General features: G+C 65.1%; 22 protein-coding genes. 18 read left to right on the top strand and 4 right to left on the bottom strand.

The features are described from left to right. Positions 1–394 precede the first annotated feature (394 nt). From AC5ZGW_RS07970 to hemC, 9 genes are all read left to right on the top strand, one after another. On the top strand, positions 395–1,267 hold the full coding sequence (locus AC5ZGW_RS07970; protein WP_130226195.1) for an FAD binding domain-containing protein: 873 nt from the start codon (positions 395–397) through the stop codon (positions 1,265–1,267). Next, the gene (locus AC5ZGW_RS07965; protein WP_130226194.1) at positions 1,257–1,748 is read left to right on the top strand and encodes a (2Fe-2S)-binding protein; all 492 of its coding nucleotides are present in this window, start codon (positions 1,257–1,259) and stop codon (positions 1,746–1,748) included. Before AC5ZGW_RS07970 ends, AC5ZGW_RS07965 begins: the two co-directional genes overlap by 11 nt. Then, positions 1,745–4,087, top strand: coding sequence for a xanthine dehydrogenase family protein molybdopterin-binding subunit (locus AC5ZGW_RS07960; RefSeq protein ID WP_130226193.1), 2,343 nt, complete (start codon positions 1,745–1,747; stop codon positions 4,085–4,087). The genes AC5ZGW_RS07965 and AC5ZGW_RS07960 overlap by 4 nt, the downstream gene beginning before the upstream one ends. Continuing rightward, positions 4,084–5,202 (top strand): cyanuric acid amidohydrolase, encoded by a 1,119-nt coding sequence (gene atzD, locus AC5ZGW_RS07955; protein ID WP_130226192.1) that lies wholly within the window; start codon positions 4,084–4,086, stop codon positions 5,200–5,202. The genes AC5ZGW_RS07960 and atzD overlap by 4 nt, the downstream gene beginning before the upstream one ends. After that, on the top strand, positions 5,202–6,416 hold the full coding sequence (locus tag AC5ZGW_RS07950; protein WP_130226191.1) for an FAD-dependent oxidoreductase: 1,215 nt from the start codon (positions 5,202–5,204) through the stop codon (positions 6,414–6,416). The genes atzD and AC5ZGW_RS07950 overlap by 1 nt, the downstream gene beginning before the upstream one ends. A gap of 55 nt (positions 6,417–6,471) precedes the next feature. After that, complete coding sequence (locus AC5ZGW_RS07945) at positions 6,472–6,990, top strand: VOC family protein (RefSeq protein WP_130226190.1); 519 nt, start codon at positions 6,472–6,474, stop codon at positions 6,988–6,990. Positions 6,991–7,062: 72 nt separating this feature from the next. Further along, the gene (locus AC5ZGW_RS07940; RefSeq protein ID WP_130226189.1) at positions 7,063–7,890 is read left to right on the top strand and encodes an aspartate dehydrogenase; all 828 of its coding nucleotides are present in this window, start codon (positions 7,063–7,065) and stop codon (positions 7,888–7,890) included. Positions 7,891–7,955: 65 nt separating this feature from the next. Further along, a complete protein-coding gene (gene pncA / locus AC5ZGW_RS07935; RefSeq protein WP_130226188.1) occupies positions 7,956–8,576 on the top strand; it encodes a bifunctional nicotinamidase/pyrazinamidase in 621 nt (206 codons plus the stop codon). A 113-nt stretch (positions 8,577–8,689) separates the two neighbouring features. Further along, positions 8,690–9,685, top strand: coding sequence for a hydroxymethylbilane synthase (hemC, locus tag AC5ZGW_RS07930; RefSeq protein ID WP_130226187.1), 996 nt, complete (start codon positions 8,690–8,692; stop codon positions 9,683–9,685). A gap of 342 nt (positions 9,686–10,027) precedes the next feature. Here the strand turns inward: hemC and AC5ZGW_RS07925 are convergent, their stop codons facing one another. From AC5ZGW_RS07925 to AC5ZGW_RS07915, 3 genes are read right to left on the bottom strand one after another with little or no spacing between them, the layout of a single operon-like run. After that, complete coding sequence (locus tag AC5ZGW_RS07925; protein ID WP_130226186.1) at positions 10,028–10,720, bottom strand: DUF1045 domain-containing protein; 693 nt, start codon at positions 10,718–10,720, stop codon at positions 10,028–10,030. 20 nt (positions 10,721–10,740) lie between these two features. Beyond that, positions 10,741–11,934 carry an alpha-D-ribose 1-methylphosphonate 5-triphosphate diphosphatase gene (locus tag AC5ZGW_RS07920; protein ID WP_130226185.1) on the bottom strand — a complete coding sequence of 398 codons (1,194 nt, stop codon included), beginning with the start codon at positions 11,932–11,934 and terminating at the stop codon, positions 10,741–10,743. Then, the gene (locus AC5ZGW_RS07915) at positions 11,931–12,587 is read right to left on the bottom strand and encodes an LbetaH domain-containing protein (RefSeq protein WP_130226184.1); all 657 of its coding nucleotides are present in this window, start codon (positions 12,585–12,587) and stop codon (positions 11,931–11,933) included. The genes AC5ZGW_RS07920 and AC5ZGW_RS07915 overlap by 4 nt, the downstream gene beginning before the upstream one ends. 186 nt (positions 12,588–12,773) lie before the next feature. Between AC5ZGW_RS07915 and phnC the strand changes: the two genes are divergently transcribed. The 4 genes from phnC to phnE (AC5ZGW_RS07895) all read left to right on the top strand — a co-directional run bounded on the left by phnC (position 12,774) and on the right by phnE (AC5ZGW_RS07895) (position 16,501). Further along, positions 12,774–13,589: a phosphonate ABC transporter ATP-binding protein gene (gene phnC, locus AC5ZGW_RS07910; protein ID WP_130226183.1), complete on the top strand. Its 816-nt coding sequence runs from the start codon at positions 12,774–12,776 to the stop codon at positions 13,587–13,589. Positions 13,590–13,751: 162 nt separating this feature from the next. Continuing rightward, the gene (phnD, locus tag AC5ZGW_RS07905; protein ID WP_130226182.1) at positions 13,752–14,687 is read left to right on the top strand and encodes a phosphonate ABC transporter substrate-binding protein; all 936 of its coding nucleotides are present in this window, start codon (positions 13,752–13,754) and stop codon (positions 14,685–14,687) included. An 84-nt stretch (positions 14,688–14,771) separates the two neighbouring features. Next, the gene (gene phnE / locus AC5ZGW_RS07900; protein WP_130226181.1) at positions 14,772–15,656 is read left to right on the top strand and encodes a phosphonate ABC transporter, permease protein PhnE; all 885 of its coding nucleotides are present in this window, start codon (positions 14,772–14,774) and stop codon (positions 15,654–15,656) included. Continuing rightward, a complete protein-coding gene (phnE, locus tag AC5ZGW_RS07895) occupies positions 15,653–16,501 on the top strand; it encodes a phosphonate ABC transporter, permease protein PhnE (RefSeq protein ID WP_130226180.1) in 849 nt (282 codons plus the stop codon). The genes phnE (AC5ZGW_RS07900) and phnE (AC5ZGW_RS07895) overlap by 4 nt, the downstream gene beginning before the upstream one ends. 173 nt (positions 16,502–16,674) lie before the next feature. Here phnE (AC5ZGW_RS07895) and phnF read toward each other — a convergent pair whose 3' ends face one another. Then, entirely contained in the window at positions 16,675–17,406 is a 732-nt protein-coding gene (phnF, locus tag AC5ZGW_RS07890) for a phosphonate metabolism transcriptional regulator PhnF (RefSeq protein WP_130226179.1), read from the bottom strand. A gap of 113 nt (positions 17,407–17,519) precedes the next feature. Here phnF and phnG point away from each other — a divergent pair, with 113 nt between their 5' ends. Genes phnG through phnK form a run of 5 tightly spaced genes read left to right on the top strand, consistent with a single transcriptional unit; the run spans position 17,520 to position 21,371 of the window. Then, complete coding sequence (gene phnG / locus AC5ZGW_RS07885) at positions 17,520–17,981, top strand: phosphonate C-P lyase system protein PhnG (protein WP_028165306.1); 462 nt, start codon at positions 17,520–17,522, stop codon at positions 17,979–17,981. A gap of 4 nt (positions 17,982–17,985) precedes the next feature. Then, the gene (gene phnH / locus AC5ZGW_RS07880) at positions 17,986–18,591 is read left to right on the top strand and encodes a phosphonate C-P lyase system protein PhnH (RefSeq protein WP_130226178.1); all 606 of its coding nucleotides are present in this window, start codon (positions 17,986–17,988) and stop codon (positions 18,589–18,591) included. A 2-nt stretch (positions 18,592–18,593) separates the two neighbouring features. After that, a complete protein-coding gene (locus AC5ZGW_RS07875; RefSeq protein WP_130226177.1) occupies positions 18,594–19,697 on the top strand; it encodes a carbon-phosphorus lyase complex subunit in 1,104 nt (367 codons plus the stop codon). Continuing rightward, entirely contained in the window at positions 19,694–20,578 is an 885-nt protein-coding gene (locus tag AC5ZGW_RS07870; RefSeq protein WP_028165309.1) for an alpha-D-ribose 1-methylphosphonate 5-phosphate C-P-lyase PhnJ, read from the top strand. Before AC5ZGW_RS07875 ends, AC5ZGW_RS07870 begins: the two co-directional genes overlap by 4 nt. Beyond that, on the top strand, positions 20,571–21,371 hold the full coding sequence (phnK, locus tag AC5ZGW_RS07865) for a phosphonate C-P lyase system protein PhnK (protein WP_130226176.1): 801 nt from the start codon (positions 20,571–20,573) through the stop codon (positions 21,369–21,371). Before AC5ZGW_RS07870 ends, phnK begins: the two co-directional genes overlap by 8 nt. Positions 21,372–21,374: the final 3 nt, after the last annotated feature.

Here is a 21,374-nt window from a genome sequence, read left to right as displayed (position 1 = left end):
AAGCAATCCATATCTCCACGAGCGGCGAAATGGATTGCTTCGCTCGCGCTCGCAACGACGTGAAGGGGGCGGCGCGCCAGGCCTTCTCCGTCATCGCCCGCGAAAGCGGGCGATCCAGTATTCCACAGGCGGTCGTGCTCAAGCCGAGACGCCGCCGCATACTGGACGCCCCGCCTTCGCGGGGCATGACAGCGGAGGCTGGTGCTTTCAGCAGGCCAGCTCAAGCCCGCCCAATGTTTATGCATGCGGTGAGAAGAATGAGCAGGGATTAGCTGCATTTCATGCAGTTCTGGCTGTCTTCGGGCTCGCCGACTTTTGACTGGCATTGTTAGACTACAGATAGTTTCATCTCCTGTTTCGAGCCGATGCGGATGCGTTCGTCGAACGAGCCTTTATGAAGCCTGCTCCCTTCAAATACATCGCTGCTTCATCGCTGGATCACGCGCTCTCGCTCAAGGCCGAACATGGCGATGAGGCAAGATTCCTGGCCGGCGGCCAGAGCCTGGTCCCGGCGATGAACTTCCGTTTGGCGCGACCGGCGGTCGTGATCGATATCAACGGTCTGGATGAGGTGGCCGGCATCGATCACGGCTCAACTATTCGTGTCGGCGCGCTGACGCGCTATTGCGCGCTCGAACGGGATAGCGAGTTCCTCGGCTGCTGTCCGTTGTTCGCCGACGCGCTGCCGCACATCGCGCATCCGCAGATCCGCAACCGCGGCACCATCGGCGGCAACCTCTCCCATGCCGATCCGGCGTCCGAGCTTCCCGCGATTGCGGTGGCGATGGAGGCGCGGATGCGACTGAAGTCGGCCCGCGGCGAGCGGGTGCTTGCAGCCTCGGAGTTCTTTCAAGGATCGCTCACCACGGACCTTGCCGCCGACGAGATGCTGGTCGATGTCGAGTTTCCGGCATTGCCGCCGCGCAGCGGCGTGTGCTTCATGGAAGTGGCGCGGCGCCGAGGCGATTTTGCCATCGCCGGCGTGGCCGTCATCGTGACACTGGATATGGAAGGCCGCTGCGGCAACGCCCGGCTCGCGCTGTGCGGCGTCGGCGACACGCCGGTCGATGCCAGCGAGGCTGCCGCGCCTCTGGTCGGTCAGGCTTGCGCCGATGAGCCGATCAAGGCGGCCGCTGCCGCCATACAGGCAACGATCGAGCCCGCAGGCAATGTCCACGCCAGCGCCGATTATCAGCGGCATCTCGCCGGCGTGCTGGCGCAGCGCGCGATCCGCACGGCCTATCGGCGGGCGGCCCATGCAGCCTGACCGCCACGAGATCAGTGTCTCCGTCAACGGGACGTCTTATCGGCGCAGCGTCGAGTCGCGGACGCTGCTGAGCGATTTCCTCCGCCACGATCTGTTGCTGGCGGGCACCCATGTCGGCTGCGAGCATGGCGTCTGCGGCGCCTGCACGGTCCTGCTCGATGGCGCGCCGATCCGCTCCTGCCTGATGCTTGCAGTGCAGGCCAATGGGCATGAACTCTCCACGATCGAAGGTCTCGCCTCCGATAGCGGCGAGCTGAGTCCGGTGCAGAGGGCGATGCATGAGCATCACGGCCTGCAATGCGGTTATTGCACGCCGGGCATCCTGATGACGATGACGGCGTTCCTGAAGCAGAACCCGTCGCCGTCGGAAGAAGAGGTGCGCGAGGCGCTGTCCGGCAATCTCTGCCGCTGCACCGGCTATCAGCACATCGTTGACGCCATGATGGCCGCGGCGCAGGCGATGCGGGCGGCCGCACCATGACCACACGGTTCTTCGGCGCCCCCGTCAAGCGCAATGAGGATCGCAAGCTCCTCACCGGACAGGCGCTGTTCATCGACGACGTCGAGCTGCCGGGCATGCTGCACGCGGCATTCCTGCGCAGCCCTGCCGCGCACGCGCGCATCAGGTGCATCGATGTTTCCCGCGCGCTGCAGCGCCCGGGCGTCGTGGCGGTCTACACCGCCGATGATTACGGCGCCTATTGGCAGCCCGGTCCGCTCTTGGTGCCGCCGCCACCGATCCCGGGAAGCATTTTCAATCAGCGCACCCAAGTGCCGCTGGCCAAGGACAAGGTTCGGCATGTCGGCGAGCCCTTGGCCGTCGTCGTCGCCGAAAGCCGCTACATCGCCGAGGATGCGCTCGACGATATCGACGTCGATCTCGAGCCGCTGCCGGCGGTGATCGACCTTGAGGCCGCGCTACGCCCCGGTTCAGCCCTGGTGCATGACGACCTCGGCTCGAACGTCTCCGCGCATGTGCATCAGAGCAAGGGCGACTATCGCGCCGCGGCTGCGAAAGCACATCTGGTGATCAAGCGCCGCTTCGCCTACGAGCACGGTATTGCCTCGACCATCGAAACGCGCGGCGTCGTCGCGCATTGGGAAGCGCGCAGCCAGCATATGACGATCTGGGACACGACCCAGGCGCCGGTGTTCGTCCGCAACGGCCTCGCCGCCGTGCTCGGCCTCGGCGAGCGGCAGGTGCGGGTGATCGCGCCCTTCGTCGGCGGCGGCTTCGGGCCGAAGATCATGATGTTCTATCCGGAAGAGGTCGCGCTGCCCTGGATCTCGATGCGGCTCAACCGCCCGGTGAAATGGATCGAGGATCGGCTCGAGCATTTCTTTGCCACCACGCATGAGCGCGGCCAGATCCATGATGCCGAGATCGCGGTCGCGCGCGACGGCCGCATCCTCGGCGTTCAGGACGTCTTCCTGCACGACGGCGGCGCTTATGATCCCTACGGGTTGACGGTGCCGATCAACAGCCAGTGCACCTTGCTCGGGCCGTACGTAGTGCCGTCCTACGATTCGACCTTCACCGCCGTCTTCACCAATCTGCCGATCGTGACGCCCTATCGCGGCGCGGGACGGCAGCATGGCGTGTTCGTGATGGAGCGGCTGCTCGATCTTGCCGCGCACGAGCTGAACATCGATCCCGCCGAGATCCGACGGCGCAATCTCATTCCGGCCGACGCGTTCCCTTACAAGAACGGGATCATCTACCAGGACTTTTCCCAGCTCGAATATGACAGCGGCAACTACGAGCCGGTGCTCGACCAGACGCTGCAGGCGATCGGCTATGCCGAGTTCAAGCAGGAGCAAGAGAAGCTGCGCGCGCAAGGCCGTCACGTCGGTATCGGCGTCGCCTGCTACGTCGAGGGCACCGGCATCGGGCCCTATGAGGGCGCGAAAGTGCAGGTGCAGGCCAATGGCAAGGTCAGCGTCGCGACCGGCATCGGCACGCAGGGGCAGGGGCATTTCACCAGTTTTGCCCAGATCGCCGCCGACCAGCTCGGCGTCGACGTCACCGATGTCGAAATCGTCACCGGCGACACCGACCAGTTCTATTGGGGCGCCGGCACCTTTGCCAGCCGCGGCGCCGTTGTGGCCGGCAATGCCGTCAACGAAGCCTCGCGCGCGGTGCGGCAGAAGGCGCTGAAGCTCGCCAGCGACGCCTTCGAATGCGCCGAGGAGGATCTGGTGCTTGCCGATGGCAAGATCTCGATCGTCGGCATTCCCGAAAAATTCTTGAGCCTCGGCGAACTTGCGCGGCGCGCCAACCCGATGCGTGGCGCGGTGAAGCCCGGCACCGAGCCGGGATTGGAATCGACGCAATATTTCGGGCCGTCGAGCGGCGCGACCGCCAATGGCGTGCATGCCATGATCGTCGAGGTGGATTCGGAGACGTTCGACCTCAAGATCCTGAAATACGTTGTGGTCCATGACTGCGGCACGGTGATCAACCCTCTGATCCTGGAAGGGCAGATCCATGGCGGCGTCGCGCAGGGCATCGGCAACGCCTTCTACGAAAAGCTGGTGTTCGACGACCAGGGCCAGTTACTCAACGCCTCGCTCGCCGACTATCTGTTGCCGACCGCGCTCGACGTGCCGCGCATGGAACTCGGCCACACCGTAACGCCGTCGCCGCTTAATCCTATGGGCATCAAAGGTGCCGGCGAAGCCGGCGCGATTCCCGTCGGCCCGCTGTTTGCGCAGGCGATCGAGGATGCGCTGCAGCTCAAGGAGAAGAACGTCGAGCTGTTGGAGATTCCCTTGAGCCCGAGCCGGATTTTTGAGCTGATCAAGGCGAGCGAGCCATGAGGACGGCGCGGGTTTTCCGGCTCTCGATGGCGCATCCCGGCGACCTGTCCGAGCTGGATCGCTTGATCGCAGGCGGCGCCGTCCGCGCGGCCGACGTCGTTGCGATCATCGGCAAGACCGAGGGCAATGGCGGCGTCAACGATTTCACCCGCGGCTACTTCACCCAGACCCTGATGTTGCTGCTGTCGAAATATCTGAACAGGCCCGCCGAGCAGTTGATCCGTGAAATCCCCTGCGTGCTCTCGGGCGGCACCGAAGGCGTGATGAGCCCGCATTATAGCGTCTTCTGCATCAGCGAGGCCGAACCGGCGCCAGAGGCCGGACCGTCGCTCGCGATCGGCACCGCGTTCAGCGATCCGGTCCCGGCAGATGATGTCGGCCGCCGCGCCCATGTCGACAGCGTCGCCGATGCCGTGCGCGCCGCGATTGACAATGCCGGGATCGAGCGATTGCAGGATGTCCACTTCGTGCAGGTGAAGTGCCCCTGCGTCACGGTCGCCCGCGCCGCGGCCGCGATCGCAGCCGGCAAGACCCCGCTCACCAGCGATCCCAACAGGTCGATGGCTTTTGCCCGTGCCGCCGGCGCATTCGGCGTCGCCGTCGCGCTCGACGAACTGGCGCCATCCGCCTTCACCGACGCGTCGCTGCTCAGCGACTTCTCGATCCAGTCGCCGCGCGCCAGCATTTCCTCCGGCGTCGAGGTCGAAAGCAATGAGGTCGTGGTGCTCGGCAACAGCCCGCTCTGGAGGGGTCCGCTGCAGATATCGCACCGTCCGATGGCGGACGCGCTCGACATCGGCGCTATCGTCGACGTGCTCGCCGATCTCGGCATTGCCGCCAATCCGCAAGTCTCCGCCGCGGACGCGGCACGGATCGCGACTGTGCTCGTCAAATGCGAGCCCGACCGGGGCGGAAGGATTCGCGGCAACAGGCACACCATGCTCGACGACACCGATATCAACGCCCAGCGCCACATCCGCGGCGCGGTCGCCGGCCTCGTTGCCGGCGTGATCGGCGATGGCCGGATCTTCGTCTCCGGCGGCGCCGAGCATCAGGGCCCTGATGGCGGCGGCCTGATTGCCGTCATTGCTTCGCAAGAGGAAGGTTTGGCCTGATGCGCATTGTCATCATCGGCGCAGGCGTCGCGGGATGCGTGATGGCGCGCAGGCTCGCGTTGTTGGACGGCGTGGAGGTGACATGCCTCGAGCGGGTCGCGCGCGACGATCATTCCGAGGCCGGCACCGGGCTCAATGTCGGGCCGAACGCCGTCAAGGCGATGAAGCTGACCGATCCGGAGCTGGCTGAGCGCGTCACCGCGGCGGGCTTTCTCTGGAAAAATTGGCGGATTTCGCTCACCGACGGCACTGTGCTGTTCGACCTGCCGCTGCGGGAGGTGGCGGACGGACCGGGCTGGCGCATCCGCTGGTCGGAGCTTTATCGCGTGCTGCGCGAGGCCGCAGGGGACACGGTTTCCTATGGCTGCGAGATCGTCGAGGTCGGCCATGACAGCGTCGATCCGCGCAAGACTTTTGTCAGTTGGACGCAGGACGGCAAAACGCATCGGCTCGACAACATCGATCTCCTGATTGCCGGCGATGGCCGCTACTCGGAGGTACGCCGCGTGATCTCCGGCGAGCCGCGTATCACGCCGACGGGAGTGGCCATCTTCCGCGTGCTGGTGCCGGATACGTCGCACGGCCTGATCGACGATTACGAACAATGGTTCAACGGACCCAACCGTCTGTTGTCGTTCCGCGTGCCGCCGGACCACATCTATGTCGCCGGCACTTTCCCGATCGCCACAGAGGCGCAGATTTCCGAGAGCCAGAAGACGCCGGAGATTCTGCGCGCCGCCTACACGCCGCGCGCCGCGCCGCCGAGCAACCAGGCGCGCTGGCTGATCGACACCGTCTGCAACAATGTCGCCGACACCCATTGGGCGCGGATGCAGGAGCATGAGGTGCTCTACCGCGCCGCCGATTGCAACGTGCTCTATCTCGGCGATTCCGCCCACGGCATGGTGCCGACATTGGGGCAGGGCGCGACCCAGGCGCTGGAGGACGCCGCCAATGCCGCCGCGCTGATCACGCAGCGCTACAGGGCCGGAAGCTGCGATGTCGCACGCTGGCTCACCGAGTTCGAGGTCCTGCGCAAGGACCGCATGCGTTTCGTGATGGAGTTCTCGCTTGCCGCCACCGACACGATGCTGGCAGGCGCCGATCCCGTCGCTGGAACCCTGCACAAGAACGAAGCACCGTTCCTGAACAAGTTGAAGTCGCTCTATTGCGACGTCGGACTTCTCCCTCTCCCCGCAAGCGGGGCGAGGTGAAGAAACGTCATCACGCCGTGGAATGATCGGCCAAGGATTTGAGGAGATCTACATCATGACCGCAACCGAACCGACGTTGCCGATCGCAACGGTGCACGGCCTCTATCACATCGCCATCAAGACCGAGAATTTGGCGGCAACGCGCAAGTTCTACACCGAGATCATCGGGCTTCGCGAATTCCCGCGGCCTGACTTCGGCTATCCCGGCGCCTGGCTCGGCTGCCCGCAGCCCGGCGGGCTCGCGATCATGCACATCTATGCCGGCGGTCCCGCGCTCGGTCCCGAAGGCAAGGCGCCGGCGGGAACGGCGGCGATCGACCATGTCTCGCTGTCCTGCTCCGGCTATCGCTCATTCGTCTCGCGCTTCAAGGCGGCAGGGCTCGACTGGCGCGAATTCATCGTGCCCGGCACCACGCTCTGGCAGTTGTTCGTCTATGACCCCAGCGGCGTGCAGCTCGAACTGACCTTCGAGTGCGGCGGGGAGGGCGAGGAAAAGCCTGATATGTCGCCGGGCCGCAAATATGTTGCCGGCGCAAGCTTCTTCGACAAGGCCACCTATCCCGAGCTCGCCTGATCTTTCGAATCGGCGATTGACACCTGCCAGCTTGTGCGGGACAGGACAGACATCTGTCCTTGGAGCAGTCGAATGGTGGATTCGAACAGCACGCGACCCGCAGCGCGCGTGGCCGTTGCAGGCCTCGGTGCGATCGGCGCGAGCGTGGTGAGGGAACTGGATCGGGGCATCGACGGATTGGTGCTCAGCGCGGTCTCGGCGCAGAACGTCGCCAAGCATCAGGCTTGGCTAGGCGAATTGAAGGCGCCGCCGAAAATCCTGCCGATCGAGGAACTCGCCAGCGCCGCCGATATCGTGATCGAATGCGCGCCGAGCAAGCTGGTGCGGTCGATCGTGGCGCCAGTGGTCGAGCGCGGCAAGACTGCGGTCGTGCTCAGCGTCGGCGCGCTGCTCCAGAACGAGGACCTGATCGCGCTGGCGCGGAAGAACAGCGGCCAGATCGTGGTGCCGACCGGCGCCTTGATCGGGCTCGACGCCGTGACTGCCGCTGCGGAGGGCACCATCCATTCGGTCCGGCTGGTGACGCGGAAGCCGCCGCTGGGGCTCGCCGGCGCGCCCTATCTGGTCGAGAACGACATCAGCGTTGAAGGGCTCGCCGAGCCGCTGCAGATATTCGAAGGAACCGCGCGCGAGGCGGCAAAGGGCTTTCCGGCCAACCTGAACGTCGCGGTGGCGCTCTCGCTCGCCGGCATCGGCCCCGACCGCACCCGGGTGGAAATCTGGGCCGACCCGACGGTGACACGCAACACCCACCGCATCGAGGTGGATTCCGATTCGGCGCGGTTCTCGATGACGATCGAGAACATCCCCTCGGAAAACCCGCGGACCGGCCGCATCACCGCGCTATCCGTGATCGCCTGCCTGCGCAAGCAGCGTGCCTCGCTGCGCATCGGGACATGAGCTTGTCTGCTGCGGGGTTGCGTGTTTTGGGCTAAGCTGTCCGAACAGATACAGCCGAGCCGCCCATGCGAATTCACCCCGACGACCTGCTTCTCATCATCGACGTGCAGAATGATTTCTGCCCCGGCGGCGCGCTGGCCGTTGCCGATGGCGATGCGGTGGTCCCCGTCGTCAACCGGCTCTCCGAGCGGTTCGATCACGTGGTGCTGACGCAGGATTGGCATCCGCGCGGCCACAGCTCCTTTGCGACCTCGCACCAGAGCTCCGCGCCGTTCGAAACCATCACCATGCCCTATGGTCCGCAGACGCTATGGCCGGACCATTGCGTGCAGGGGACGACGGGCGCCGCGTTCCATCCGCAGCTTTCGACCGACAGAGCGGAGCTTGTGATTCGAAAAGGCTTTCGCTCCGCGATCGATTCCTATTCCGCGTTCCACGAGAACGACCGCACCACGCCGACCGGCCTCGCCGGCTATTTGCGCGAGCGCGGACTGAAGCGGATCTTCATGGCCGGACTTGCCACCGACTATTGCGTCCATTATTCCGCGCTGGATGCACGCCGCCTCGGCTTCGAGACCGTGGTCGTGGAATCCGGCTGCCGGGCAATCGATCTTTCCGGCTCGCTTGCGGCCGCGCATGCGGCAATGGCGGCGGCTGGCGTTCAGATCGTGAGCGACCTGGATTGACGCGCCTCCCTCCACCCTGCCCATTCCTCCTGGAATCTAGCGCGAAAACCGTTGTTTTGATTGGGCTTTTGCTCTAATCCCTCGGCTTTATCGACGGCTTGAACGGAGACATTGTGGCGGGACAGACGTTACGCATCGGCACGCGCAAGACGGCCATGGCGATGGCGCAGACCGAGGAGGTTGCGCGCCTGTTACGTGCGTCCGCTTCCGACCTGACCGTCGAGATCGTCAGGTTCGAGACCCGCGGCGATCAGGACCAGACCAGCAAGTTGCTGCGTCATGGCGGCAAGGGCGGCGCCTTCGTCGCCGAGATCCGCGAGGCGATGCGTGCGGGCGAGTTGCAGGCCGCGATGCATTCGCTGAAGGATGTGCCAGGCAATGAGGAGACGCCGGGCCTCGTGATCGGCGCGACCCTGCCGCGCGACGCCGCCACCGACAGCCTGGTGCTGCGTCCCGGCCTTTCGCTGGAAAGCTTTCGCGCCAGCCGCGGCAAGGGTTTCAAGATCGGCACCAACGCGGTGCGCCGCGCGGCCTATTTGCGCAGGCTGTTTCCTGAAGCAAGCGTGATCCATTTCCGCGGCGCCGCCGACACCCGGATTGCCAAGCTCGATCGTGGCGACAAGCAGCGCCTGCCTGATGGCGGCGAGGTCGGCCCGGCCGATGCGCTGGTGATGGCGCGCTCTGGGCTCGAGCGCATCGGGCGTGCATCGCGCATCGCCTATGACTTCCCGGTCGACGAGATGCTGCCCGCGGTCGGGCAGGGCATCGTCGCCGTCGAATGCGCGGCAAACGATTTCGCGACGCGCGCCCGTCTTGCCAAGATCGAAGACGCGCAATCGCGCCTTGTGGCCGAAGCCGAGCGCGAGGTGCTGTGGATCCTGAACGGTCACTGCAATTCGCCGATCGCCGGCCATGCCACGCTTGCCGGCAGCGAGATGATTCTGCGCGCCTCGGTGCTGGATGAAACCGGCGACCGCTTCATCGAGGCCTCGCGCACCGGCCCCGCCGACCGCCCCCGCGAACTCGGCCGCGCCGTCGGATTGGACCTGCTCGACAAGGGCGCCGCCGAAATCATCGCCCGCACAAGGCCGGAAGAAACGGACGAGTAAGCGAAGAACGGTAGGGTGGGCAAAGCGCAGCGTGCCCACCCTTCGCGTGGACGCTCTCTCCACGTCGTCCCGGCGAACGCCGGGACCCATAACCACTGATGTGGGTTGTGGTGCGAGGTCCGGGCGGCAAACTCCACCTCTCCCCTTGTGGGAGAGGTCGGAATTCAAGCGTAGCTTGAATTCCGGGTGAGGGGTTCAGGTCCATCCGACAGCGCAAGTCCCCTCGAGAGACCGGCACCCCTCACCCGGATCGCATTCCGCTTCGCTGCATGCGCTCCGGCCTCTCCCACAAGGGGAGAGGCCGGTCCGAGCAAGCGGACGCACAATACGGGCGACGACGAGTTAGAGTGCTCGCAGCGGCCAATGCGCGATGATGCGGAAGCGCGATGCTGCATCATCCTGGCGGAACAATGCGAGCCGGTCGATCGCGAGCGTTGCGAGCCGCACAGAGGCAAAGCGTTCCCGCAGCATCGGCACCGCGATCTCACGCCGCTCGGCTTCCAATCGCCCGGTCAGCGTCATGTGGAAGCGGAATTCTTCCATCACGTAAGGATAGCCCCAGCGGTCGAGATACTCGACCTGTCGCGGCGTCAAGCGCTCGGGATTTCGCCGTGCGCGATCGGTCGGCGTCAGCGGCGCGCGGAATGAATCGAAGTCGCGCGTCACGTCGGCCGCAAGCTGCTGCAACTCCGTCGACGGCTTTCCCGGGATCATCGCGATGAAGCCGCTAATCGAATCGATGATGGGTTCGATAACGGGAATTGGCCGCGGCGTATCGGCGAAAGCCTCGCATGCCCCAAGCAGATCGGCTTCGCTCTTGCCCTCCGCCAGCGCCATCGGCGCCTTCAGCGTGGCGTGAAAGCCGTATTTGCGCGGGTCCTGCGTGATCTCGCGCCAGTCCGGCGGCACGCCATCGGGAAAGGACAGGTCGCTGCCACCATAGACATCGTAGCCGAGCATCTTGGCGCCGAAGCGATCAAGCGCACTGCCTGGTGCCGGCGCGTAGTAGAGAGCGTAACGCGGATAGTTGGCCATCGTCGTAAGACCTGGGAGCGTCAGGCGGCAGCAACCGCCATGCGCGGCGCTGTGGAATAGGTGAGCCGGCTGGCGTCGGCCAGATGCACGAGACGTCCCGCCGATATCACCGCGACAATGCGCGGCCGCAGCGGCACCTTGTCATCGACGATGATCATGTCGGCGCGGCGACCTTCGGCGAGCACGCCACGGTCGTCGAGTCCGGCAGCACGTGCCGGTGCTCCCGAGATCAGGTCCCACGCCTTTTCCAGCGGCAGAATGCCGTCAGCGGCAAGCCGGAAGGCTGCGAGCAATTGTGCCGGATAGTAATAGTCCGAGGCCAGCACCGAGCAGAGGCCCTTCGCGATCATGTCGGACGCCTTGGTCCAGCCGGTATGACTGCCGCCGCGCACGACATTCGGCGCGCCATACACTATGTGATCGCCGGCCGCCGCCGCCTCGCGCGCGGTCTCTTCGTTGACAGGGAATTCGGCGATGCCGACGCCCTGGTCGCGAAAACACTTGCGCATCTCGGGGCTGTTGTCGTCATGCGAGAGCATGCGGACATCGGCCGAGCGCGCCGCACTGGCGAGACGTGCGATCGAGGCAGGCACATCGTTCGCGCGCGACACCACGTGCGTGACCAGCTTGTCGAAGTCTTCAGGCGAAAGGCCGGTGCGCTCCACCATCCGGTTGCGCTTGCGCGGCCTTGCCAGGTCCCCGATCGTCCCGTCCATGTGGTCGTTGAACGCGAACAAGTCGACGCGGCCCTCCGCGAGCCAGTCAATGATCTCCGGTTCGGCGTCGAGATTGTAGGTCTCGTGGCGCAGATGGAAGCGCGTGTCGGCGGCAAGCTGCGGGCGCATCTGCTCGATTGCCTCCAGCAGTCTCCGCGCATTCTCGGCGCTGCGCAGGCCCGGCTCCCACGACCATGTGGTGGCGTGGAACACCGTCGTGATTCCGTTTGAGATCGCCTGCCGGTCACTGTCGGCGAGCGCCACGTCGATCGGGAAATCGACTCCAGCGCGCGGCATCATCTGCCGCTCGAAGGCGTCGCCATGCAGGTCAACGATGCCGGGCAGCACCAGGAGATCCCGTGCATCAATGCCGAGCGCGCTGCGGCCGTCTCCCTCTTCGCCGAGGGCTGCGATGTCGCGGCCCGCGGTCCGCAGCCGTGTTTCGACGAGTTCGCCTTCAACGAGCGCCTTGCCACCTTCGATAACAATGTCAGTCACGTGATGGCACTCCGGCGGGTTGTTGGCGCGTTCAGCGCTTCATACTTGGCGAGGAAGTCTTCGACAACCAGCTTGCGAAAATCTGGCAGCGCCTGGCGCAACATTTCGTGATCCCAATCCCACCAGGCGAGTGCCGCAAGGCGGCTGATGATGCCATCGGAAAACCGCTTGCGGAGCGGCCGCGCCGGATTGCCGGCGACGATGGCGTAGGCGGGAACATCCTTGGTCACGATCGCGCCAGCCGCGACCACCGCGCCGGTTCCAATCGAGCGTCCGGGCAGGATGATCGCGCCATGTCCAATCCAGACGTCATGGCCGATATGCACGCGGTGCTCTCGGCGCCATGCGAAGAATTCGGCCTCGTCATGTTCGCCTGGGAAGTATGCGCTGGCGCGATAGGTGAAATGCGCCTGCGACGGACGATGCATCGGATGATTGCCCGGATTGATCCGGGTCATTGCCGCGATCGAGCAGAATTTGCCGATCGTGGTGTAAGTGAGCTGCGCGTCGTTCACGACATATGAATAGTCACCCATCGTGACGTCGAGCAGGATGCTGCGCGCTCCGACCTCGGTATAGGCCCCAAGCTGGCTATCGCGCACCGCGGCGGTGGGATCGACCGTTGGTACAACGGAAAGCATCTTGCCGGCCATCTTCTTCTTCGCCTCGTCGAATTGTTGTGGGGGAGCGCACGTCTTCGATGCGCTTCATAACAGTAGCGTGACAGATGCGTGACATCGCCGGCGGTGTGGAGGATCGCCGCACTGCAGCGCGTTTGTCACACAACTGTAATTCAGCGGCGTTAGCCGTTACGCGACGTGACGGGTTCGGAGCACTGCATGCTGGTGGTTGAAGGTTTGACGTGCCGTTTCGGCACAAAAGCCGCGGTCGACAATGCTTCGTTCTCGGTCCAGCCCGGTAGTTTCGTCGGCGTGATCGGTCGCTCGGGCGCCGGCAAGTCGACCTTGTTGCGGATGGTCAACCGTCTCGCCGATCCGACCGAAGGCCGCATCCTGTTCGAAGGTGTCGATGTCACCGCGCTGCGCGGCAAGGCGCTGCGGCAGTGGCGCGCGCGTTCGGCGATGATCTTTCAGCAGTTCAATCTGGTCGGCCGGCTCGATGTGCTGACCAATGTGCTGATGGGCCGCCTTGCCGAAATGCCGGCCTGGCGCTCGTTGACCCAGCTTTGGCCCGAGCAGGACAGGGCGCTGGCGATGTCGGCGCTCGAGCAGTTCGACATCGCGCAGTTCGCCGCCCAGCGCGCCGACCAGCTCTCCGGCGGCCAGCAGCAGCGCGTGGCCATCGCTCGCGCGCTGGTGCAGGAGCCCGATATCATCCTCGCCGACGAGCCGATCGCCTCGCTCGATCCGCGCAATACCAAGATCGTGATGGATGCGCTGCTGCGCATCAACAAGCATTTCGGCATCACGGTGCTCTGCAACCTGCATTCGCTCGATCTGGCGCGCAGCTATTGCGACCGCCTGATCGGCATGGCGGCGGGCCGCGTGGTGTTCGATGGCCAGCCGTCGACGCTGACCGATCACATCGCCCGCGAGCTCTACGATCTCGAGGCCAATGATGTCATCGGCGGGGCGCCAATGCCCGCGCCCGGTGCCGCAACAGCTCCGGCGCTCGGCACCGCAGCCGCGGCCTGAACGCCGTAACCTTATGCAGGGAAAGCCGCTGCAGGTGCAGTCGGCCTTTACAGCATGGTCCGGAAAAGTGGAAACCGGTCGTGTTCAAACAAGAGATGAGATCACGATCCCGTTGCGTCTCGGATCGTGATCCAGGCGCTACCATAACAGCAGGGGTAAACCATGATCACTCGTCGCATCGTTCTCGCCGGCGCTGCCGCGCTCGCGCTCACCGCGTCCGCGTCGGCGCAGGACTGGAAGGCCAAATATCCGGAGCTGACCTTCGCGGTCGTGCCGGCTGAAAACGCGTCCGGTGTCACCGAGCGCTGGACGCCGTTCGTCAACTATCTCTCCAAGGAACTCGGCGTGAAGGTCACGCTGCGCATCGCCAACGACTATGCTGCGGTGATCGAAGGCCAGCGCTCCGGCAACATCCAGATCGCCAGCTACGGTTCGGCCTCCTTCGCCCGCGCGCGGCTGACCGGCGTCAAGACCGACGCCTTCGCCAACGACATCAACGCCGACGGCTCCACCGGCTACTACTCGATGTTCTTCGTCAAGGCGAGCAGCCCCTACAAGACCATCGAGGACGTGAAGGGCAAGAACCTCGGCCTCGTCGATCCGAACTCGACCTCCGGCAACAACGTGCCGCGCTTCGAGCTCAACAAGAAGGGCATTCCGGACGCCGAAGCCTATTTCAGCAAGGTTGTCTTCACCGGCAGCCACGAGAACGCGATGCTCGCGCTGGCGCAGGGCACGGTTGATGTTGCTGCCAACCAGTGGACCAGCGACGATGACTCCACGCTCGCCCAGATGCTGCACAAGGGCATGCTGAAGAACGCCGACGGCTCGCCGATGAAGAAGGATGATTTCCGCATCGTCCATAAGTCGGCCGAGATCATCAACGGACCCTATGCCTACAACTCCGACCTTCCCGACGATCTCAAGGCCGCGATCGCCAAGGCCTTCTTCGAGGTGCCGACGAAGGACAAGGCGGCGTTCGACAAGCTCTCCGACGGCCAGAAGAAGGGCTTCCATCCCGCGACCACCAAGGATTGGGACGGCACGATCGAGCTGATCAAGTTCGTCGACGCCCTGCGCAAGAAGAAGGCCTCCTGATCGATCGACGCGAATACGCAGGCCGGATCGATCGCGACCCGGCCTGTTCCGTTGAGGACAAGCAGCAGATCCCAAGCAGAGCAGATGGCCACCGCCGTATCCATCCTTCCCGCCCAGCAGCTCGCCGCGCTGAACGATGCCTATCGCAAGGCAGTCGCGCGCAAGCGGTTGAAGATGGCCTTGGCGGCGGCGGTGTTCATCGCGGCGCTGACCGTTGCCGGCATCGGCGCCGAGGTGAACCTGCGCACGCTCTTCACCTATTTCGGCAACTTCGTCTCCTATTTCGACCGCATCCTCACGCTCGATAACGGCCAGCGGGTCTGGACCGATTTCGGCGAATGGTTCTGGGGCTGGAAGAATTGGCTGAAGCTGCTCGCCGAGACCATCTTGATCAGCTATGTCGGCACGCTGACCGGCGCCGTCTTTGCCTTTGCGCTGAACTTTTTCGCCGCACAGAACACCTCGCCCGGGCCCTGGCTGCGCTTTGTTGTCCGCCGCCTGCTCGAATTTGCGCGCACCGTGCCCGCCATCGTGTTCGCGCTGGTGTTCGTGATCGCGTTCGGGCTCGGGCCGATGGCGGGCGTGCTGGCGATCGCCGTGCACTCCACCGGCGCGCTCGGCAAATTGTTCTCCGAGATCGTCGAGAATGCCGACATGAAGCCGGTGGAGGGCATCCGCTCGACCGGCGCGAGCTGGCTGTCCTGCATGCGGTTCGCCGTGCTGCCGCAGGTCTCGGCGGGCTATGCCAGCTACGCGCTGCTGCGCTTCGAGATCAATGTGCGCGAAGCGTCCGTGATGGGCTTTGTCGGCGCCGGCGGCATCGGGCAGGAGCTCGTGGTCGCGATTCGCAAATTCTATTATTCCGACGTCAGCGCCATCCTGGTCACCATCGTCCTGACCGTGTTCGTGATCGACATCACCACCGGCTGGCTGCGCGCAAAACTGTTCGGCAAGGAGGGGCGGGCATGAGCCAGTTGCCAAAGCCGGATTCGCAGGCGCTGCGGACGAAATACCCTGACGTTTTCGACCGCCCGGCCTCGGCGCGCCTCGCCACGCCCTTGATGCTGCTGGCGGCATCAGCGGTCTTCGCCTTCGGCCTGTTCGATCTGGACTTCTCGCCGACCAAGCTGGTGAGCGGGCTGCGTGAGCTCGGCTGGATCACGCTGATGATGATCCCGCCCGATCCCGGCTCGTCGCTGCCGACCTATCTCTCCGCGCTCGGCGAGACGCTGTCGATCGCGCTGCTCGGCACGACGCTGGCCGCGTTCATGGCGCTGCCGGTCAGCCTGCTCGCCGCGCGCAACATCGTGCCCTCCGCCATCTTCCGTTTCCCGGTGCGACGTTTCCTGGATACGATCCGCGGCGTCGACACGCTGATCTGGGCCTTGGTGTGGATCAATGTCGTCGGTCTCGGCCCGTTCGCCGGCGTGCTCGCCATCGCGGTGTCGGATTTCGGCGCCTTCGGCAAATTGTTCTCCGAGGCCATTGAAGGCGCCGACAAGAAGCAGGTCGAGGGCATCAGAGCTTCCGGCGGCGGCGTCCTGCACGAGATCCGCTTCGGCCTGATCCCGCAGGTCCTGCCCGTGATCGCGGGTCAGGTGCTCTATTTCATCGAATCGAACACGCGTTCGGCCACGATCATCGGCATCGTCGGTGCCGGCGGCATCGGGCTGCAGCTCGCCGAGCAGATCCGCGTGCTGGAATGGCAGAAGGTATCGTTCCTGATACTGATGATCCTGATCGCGGTCGCCGTGATCGACTGGATTTCGACAAAACTCCGCTTCGCCATCATCGGCCAGCGCACGCTGGCGTAGGAGTCACCTCGCCCCGCTCTTGCGGGAAGAGGTCGGCGCGAAGCGCCGGGTGAGGGGCCCCTCCGCGCACTCTCGCCTATCGAATTTGCAGAAGCAGCCCCTCACCCTAACCCTCGCAGAGTGAGCTTTGCTCGTCTCGCCCCCGCGAAGAGCGGGGAGAGGGAAGAACTGGATTACCCGTTCTCCACCAAGAACTCCACGCGCTCCGCCGCAAAACGCGAGCGCTTTGTCACCAGCGGCTTGTCGTCCAGATCGACGTCGGTCGAGTCGACCACCAGGATCGGGCGGCCGAGCGCCAGGTCGAGCCGCGCGGCGTCGGTAGCGTCGACGATGCCGGCGGTGATCCGCGTCGAGGTGCGGCGATAGTCGCGGATGCCGAAATGTTCGAGCAGTTTCGTCATCGAGCGGACGCTGGCGAACACCTCTCCCGCGCCCGGAAAGCGCTCGGCCGAAAGCCAGGAGGTGGAGACGCAGATCGGCGCGCGGTCGGCGAACCGCAGCGACTCGATCCGGACCAGTGGCGCGCCGACCTTCAGTCCGAGTTCCCGCGCCAATTCCCGGCTCGCCACGTCTTCCGAGGCATCGATCAATTGCCCGCGTGGCTCGCGGCCGCCGGCGCCGACGATCTCCGAGAACCGCGTGCGCGAGCGCAGCGGATAGGCGATTTTCTGCACCTCGACATAAGTGCCGCTGCCGCGTTCGGCACGCACCAGTCCGCGCTCGGCGAGCGCCGCCAGGGCGCGCCGCACCGTGTGCCGGTTCACGCGGTAGGTCTCCGCGATCTCCATCTCGCCCGGCAGCTTCTCGCCGGCGGCAAAGCGGCCCTCGGCGATGCCGCGCTCGATGCCGTCGGCGACCAGGCGCCACAGCGCGACGCCCGATGAGGCGGTGTCCTGCACACTCATATCGGAAACCCAGTCCTGTCGAAAATCATGCCTCTGTCATGAAACAGTCATGGCGTTTGCTTATCAAGTTGTCTAGTATCATAGACAACTTCAGTCAGGCAAGGTTCCGCGAGATGACGAAGACCGAGCAAGACAGCAGGCGGGCGCAGCGCCGGGCGGGAATGGCGGTGCTCGCGCAGTCGGACGCTGCCGACATTTCGGCCCGGCTCAGCGAGATGGCGCTGCCCGCTCACAAGACCCTGCGCGAGCCGGAAAACGGCCTCGTCATGGTGCGCGGCCGGGTCGGCGGTGATGGCGCGCCCTTCAATATTGGCGAGGCGACCGTCTCGCGCGCGGCGGTGCTGCTTTCGACCGGCCAGGTCGGTTTCGGCTACACGCTCGGACGCGACCATGAGAAGGCGCGGCTGATCGCGTTGTGCGACGCCATGGCGCAATCGGACGATTTTGCCGATGCGGTTGAGCAGGAGGTGATCGCGCCGCTGCGCACGGCCATGATCGCCAAGCGAGACCGGGTGGCCGCGGAGACGGCGGCGACGCGGGTTGATTTCTATACGATGGTGCGCGGTGAGGGCTGAAGACATGACGGCGATTGCCGAACTGCCGCCGGGCTTCGCCGACAAGGTCTTGTCGGCGCAGGCGACATTCCGTTCCGTAATGAACGCGATGGCGCGTCCGGGGAAGGTCGAGCGAATCGCGGCGTCGGCCGGCGCGCCTGATGGCGTGATGCACGGCGCGGCCGCGATCGCGCTGACGCTGTTCGATCACGATACGCCGATCTGGCTCGACGGCGCGATGTCGACCCCCGAAGTCGCCAAATGGCTCAAGTTCCACACCGGGGCGCCCATCACCGGCGATCCCGCGATTGCAAGCTTTGCGCTGATCGGCGATCCCGAGAATCTCCCCGCGCTCGATCGTTTCGCGCTCGGCAGCGGCGAATATCCCGATCGTTCGACCACGCTGATCCTGCAGATTGGCAGCCTGTCGCACGGCGCGGCCTACGAACTGCGCGGCCCGGGCATCGACGGCTCCACCGTGCTGACAGCGACCATTGAGCCGCACGATCTGTTCGATCAACTCGCCGTCAACGCCACGCTGTTCCCGCGCGGCATCGACGTCGTGCTGGTCGCGGGTGATGAGATTGTTGCGATCCCGCGCACCACGCGGCTCGCTCATGGGAAGGACTGACGATGTACGTTGCGGTCAAGGGCGGCGAACGCGCCATCGAGAACGCCCATCGCCTGCTCGCGCATGAACGGCGCGGCGACCGGGAGGTGCCGGAGCTTACGCTTGCGCAGATCTCCGAACAGCTTGCGCTCGGCGTCGATCGCGTCATGGCGGAAGGCTCGCTCTATGACCGCGAGCTGGCCGCGCTCGCGATCAAGCAGGCGCGCGGCGACCTGATCGAGGCGATCTTCCTGGTTCGCGCCTTCCGCGCCACGCTGCCGCGCTTCGGCGCCACCGAGCCGGTCGATACCGGCAACATGCAGATCCGCCGCCGCATCTCCGCGACCTTCAAGGACATTCCCGGCGGCCAGATCCTCGGCCCCACCTTCGACTATACCCATCGCCTGCTCGACCCGCAGCTTGCCGAGGGTTTTGTGCCGGAGGCGCCTGCGACCGGCGAAACATCGTCCGCCGAGACGCCGCGCGTCACCGACATCCTCGCTCACGATGGTCTGATCGAAGCGTCGCCGCAAGCAGAAGCGGACGCGCCGATCGGCGATCTCACACGCGAGCCGCTCAGCTTCCCCGCCGACCGCGATCTGCGGCTGCAGAATCTCGCGCGCGCCGACGAAGGTTTCCTGCTCGCGCTCGGCTACTCCACCCAGCGCGGCTACGGCCGCAACCACCCCTTCGCCGGCGAGATCCGCTTCGGCGAGGTTGATGTCGAATTCTTCGCCGAGGATGCGGGTTTTGCCGTTCCGCTCGGGAGAATCGAACTCACCGAGTGCCAGATGGTCAATCAGTTCAAGGGCTCGGCGACGGAAGCGCCGTGCTTCACCCGCGGCTACGGGCTCGCCTTCGGCCAGAGCGAGCGCAAGACCATGTCGATGGCGCTGGTCGATCGTGCACTGCGCGCGCGCGAGCTCGGCGAGGAGGTGAGGGCGCCGGCGCAGGACGAGGAATTCGTGATGTCGCATTCCGACAATGTGCAGGCGACCGGCTTCGTCGAGCATCTCAAGCTGCCGCATTATGTCGACTTCCAGTCCGAGCTCGGCCTGCTGCGCAGGCTGCGCACAGAATTCACTGAGGCCAACGCATCGGAGCCGCTGCAGGAGGCCGCCGAATGAACGCGCCGTCCTATAATTTCGCCTATCTCGACGAGCAGACCAAGCGGATGATCCGCCGCGCGATCCTGAAGGCGATCGCGATCCCCGGCTACCAGGTGCCGTTCGCGAGCCGCGAGATGCCGATGCCCTATGGCTGGGGCACCGGCGGCGTGCAGGTCACCGCCGCGATCCTCGGCCCCGATGACGTCTTGAAGGTGATCGACCAGGGCTCGGACGATACGACGAATGCGATCTCGATCCGCAAATTCTTCGGCAAGACCGCGGGCGTCGCGACCACGACGTCGACCACGGAAGCTACCGTAATCCAGACTCGCCACCGCATCCCAGAGGCGTCGCTGCATGAGGGGCAGGTGCTGGTCTATCAGGTGCCGATCCCAGAGCCGCTGCGCTTTCTCGAGCCCCGCGAGACCGAGACGCGGCGCATGCATGCACTCGCCGAATACGGCTTGATGCATGTCAAGCTGTACGAGGACATCGCGCGCTTCGGCCATATCGCCACGGCCTATGCCTATCCGGTGAAGGTGAACGCGCGCTATGTGATGGACCCGTCGCCGACGCCGAAATTCGACAATCCGAAGATGGACAATTGCGCGGCGCTGCAATTGTTCGGCGCCGGCCGCGAGAAGCGCATCTATGCGATCCCGCCCTACACGACCGTGGTCTCGCTCGATTTCGAGGACCATCCGTTCAAGCCCTACCGCTTCGACGCGCCGTGCGCGCTCTGCGGCGCGGAGAATTCCTATCTCGACGAGATCGTAACCGACGACAAGGGCGGGCGGATGTTCGTCTGCTCCGACACCGACTATTGCGAGCAGCGCCAGGCCGAAGGCCATCGCGGCCACCAGAGCGCAGCGCCGCACAAGGAGAGGGCGCATGTCTGAGCCGGTGACCACGCCCGACGACGATCAGCCGCTCTTGATTGCGGACGGCCTGTCGAAGAATTACGGCCGGCTGGCCGCCTGCCGCGACGTGTCGTTCTCGCTCCATCCCGGCGAGGTGCTGGCGATCGTCGGCGAGTCCGGCTCGGGCAAGTCGACCTTGCTGCAACTATTGTCGGCGCAGCTTGCGCCGAGCGCGGGCAGCGTGTCCTATCGCATGCGCGATGGCGTGCTGCGTGATCTTGCTTCGCTCGGCGAAGCCGAGCGGCGCTTCCTGTTCCGCACCGATTGGGGCTATGTGCACCAGGATCCCGCACAGGGCCTGCGCATGGCGGTCTCCGCCGGCGCCAATGTCGGCGAGCGGCTGATGGCGATCGGCTGGAATCACTATGGCCGCATCCGCGACACCGCAACGACATGGCTCGAGCGCGTCGAGATCGACGTCGGCCGCATCGACGATGCGCCGAAGACCTATTCGGGCGGTATGCGGCAGCGCCTGCAGATCGCGCGCAACCTCGTCACTGCGCCGCGGCTGGTGTTCATGGACGAGCCGACCGGTGGGCTCGACGTCTCCGTGCAGGCCCGCCTGCTCGACCTCATGCGCAATCTCGTCAGCGAGCTCAACCTCGCCGCCATCGTCGTCACCCACGACCTCGCGGTGGCGCGCCTCTTGTCACACCGGGTGATGGTGATGAAGGGCGGCCGCGTCGTCGAGACCGGTCTGACCGACCAGGTGCTCGACGACCCGCGCGAGCCCTATACCCAGCTGCTCGTTTCCTCGATCCTGCCGCCATGAGGG

This window comes from Bradyrhizobium sp. Crot121 (assembly GCF_059512385.1).
This window is presented reverse-complemented; position numbering and strand designations above follow the sequence as displayed.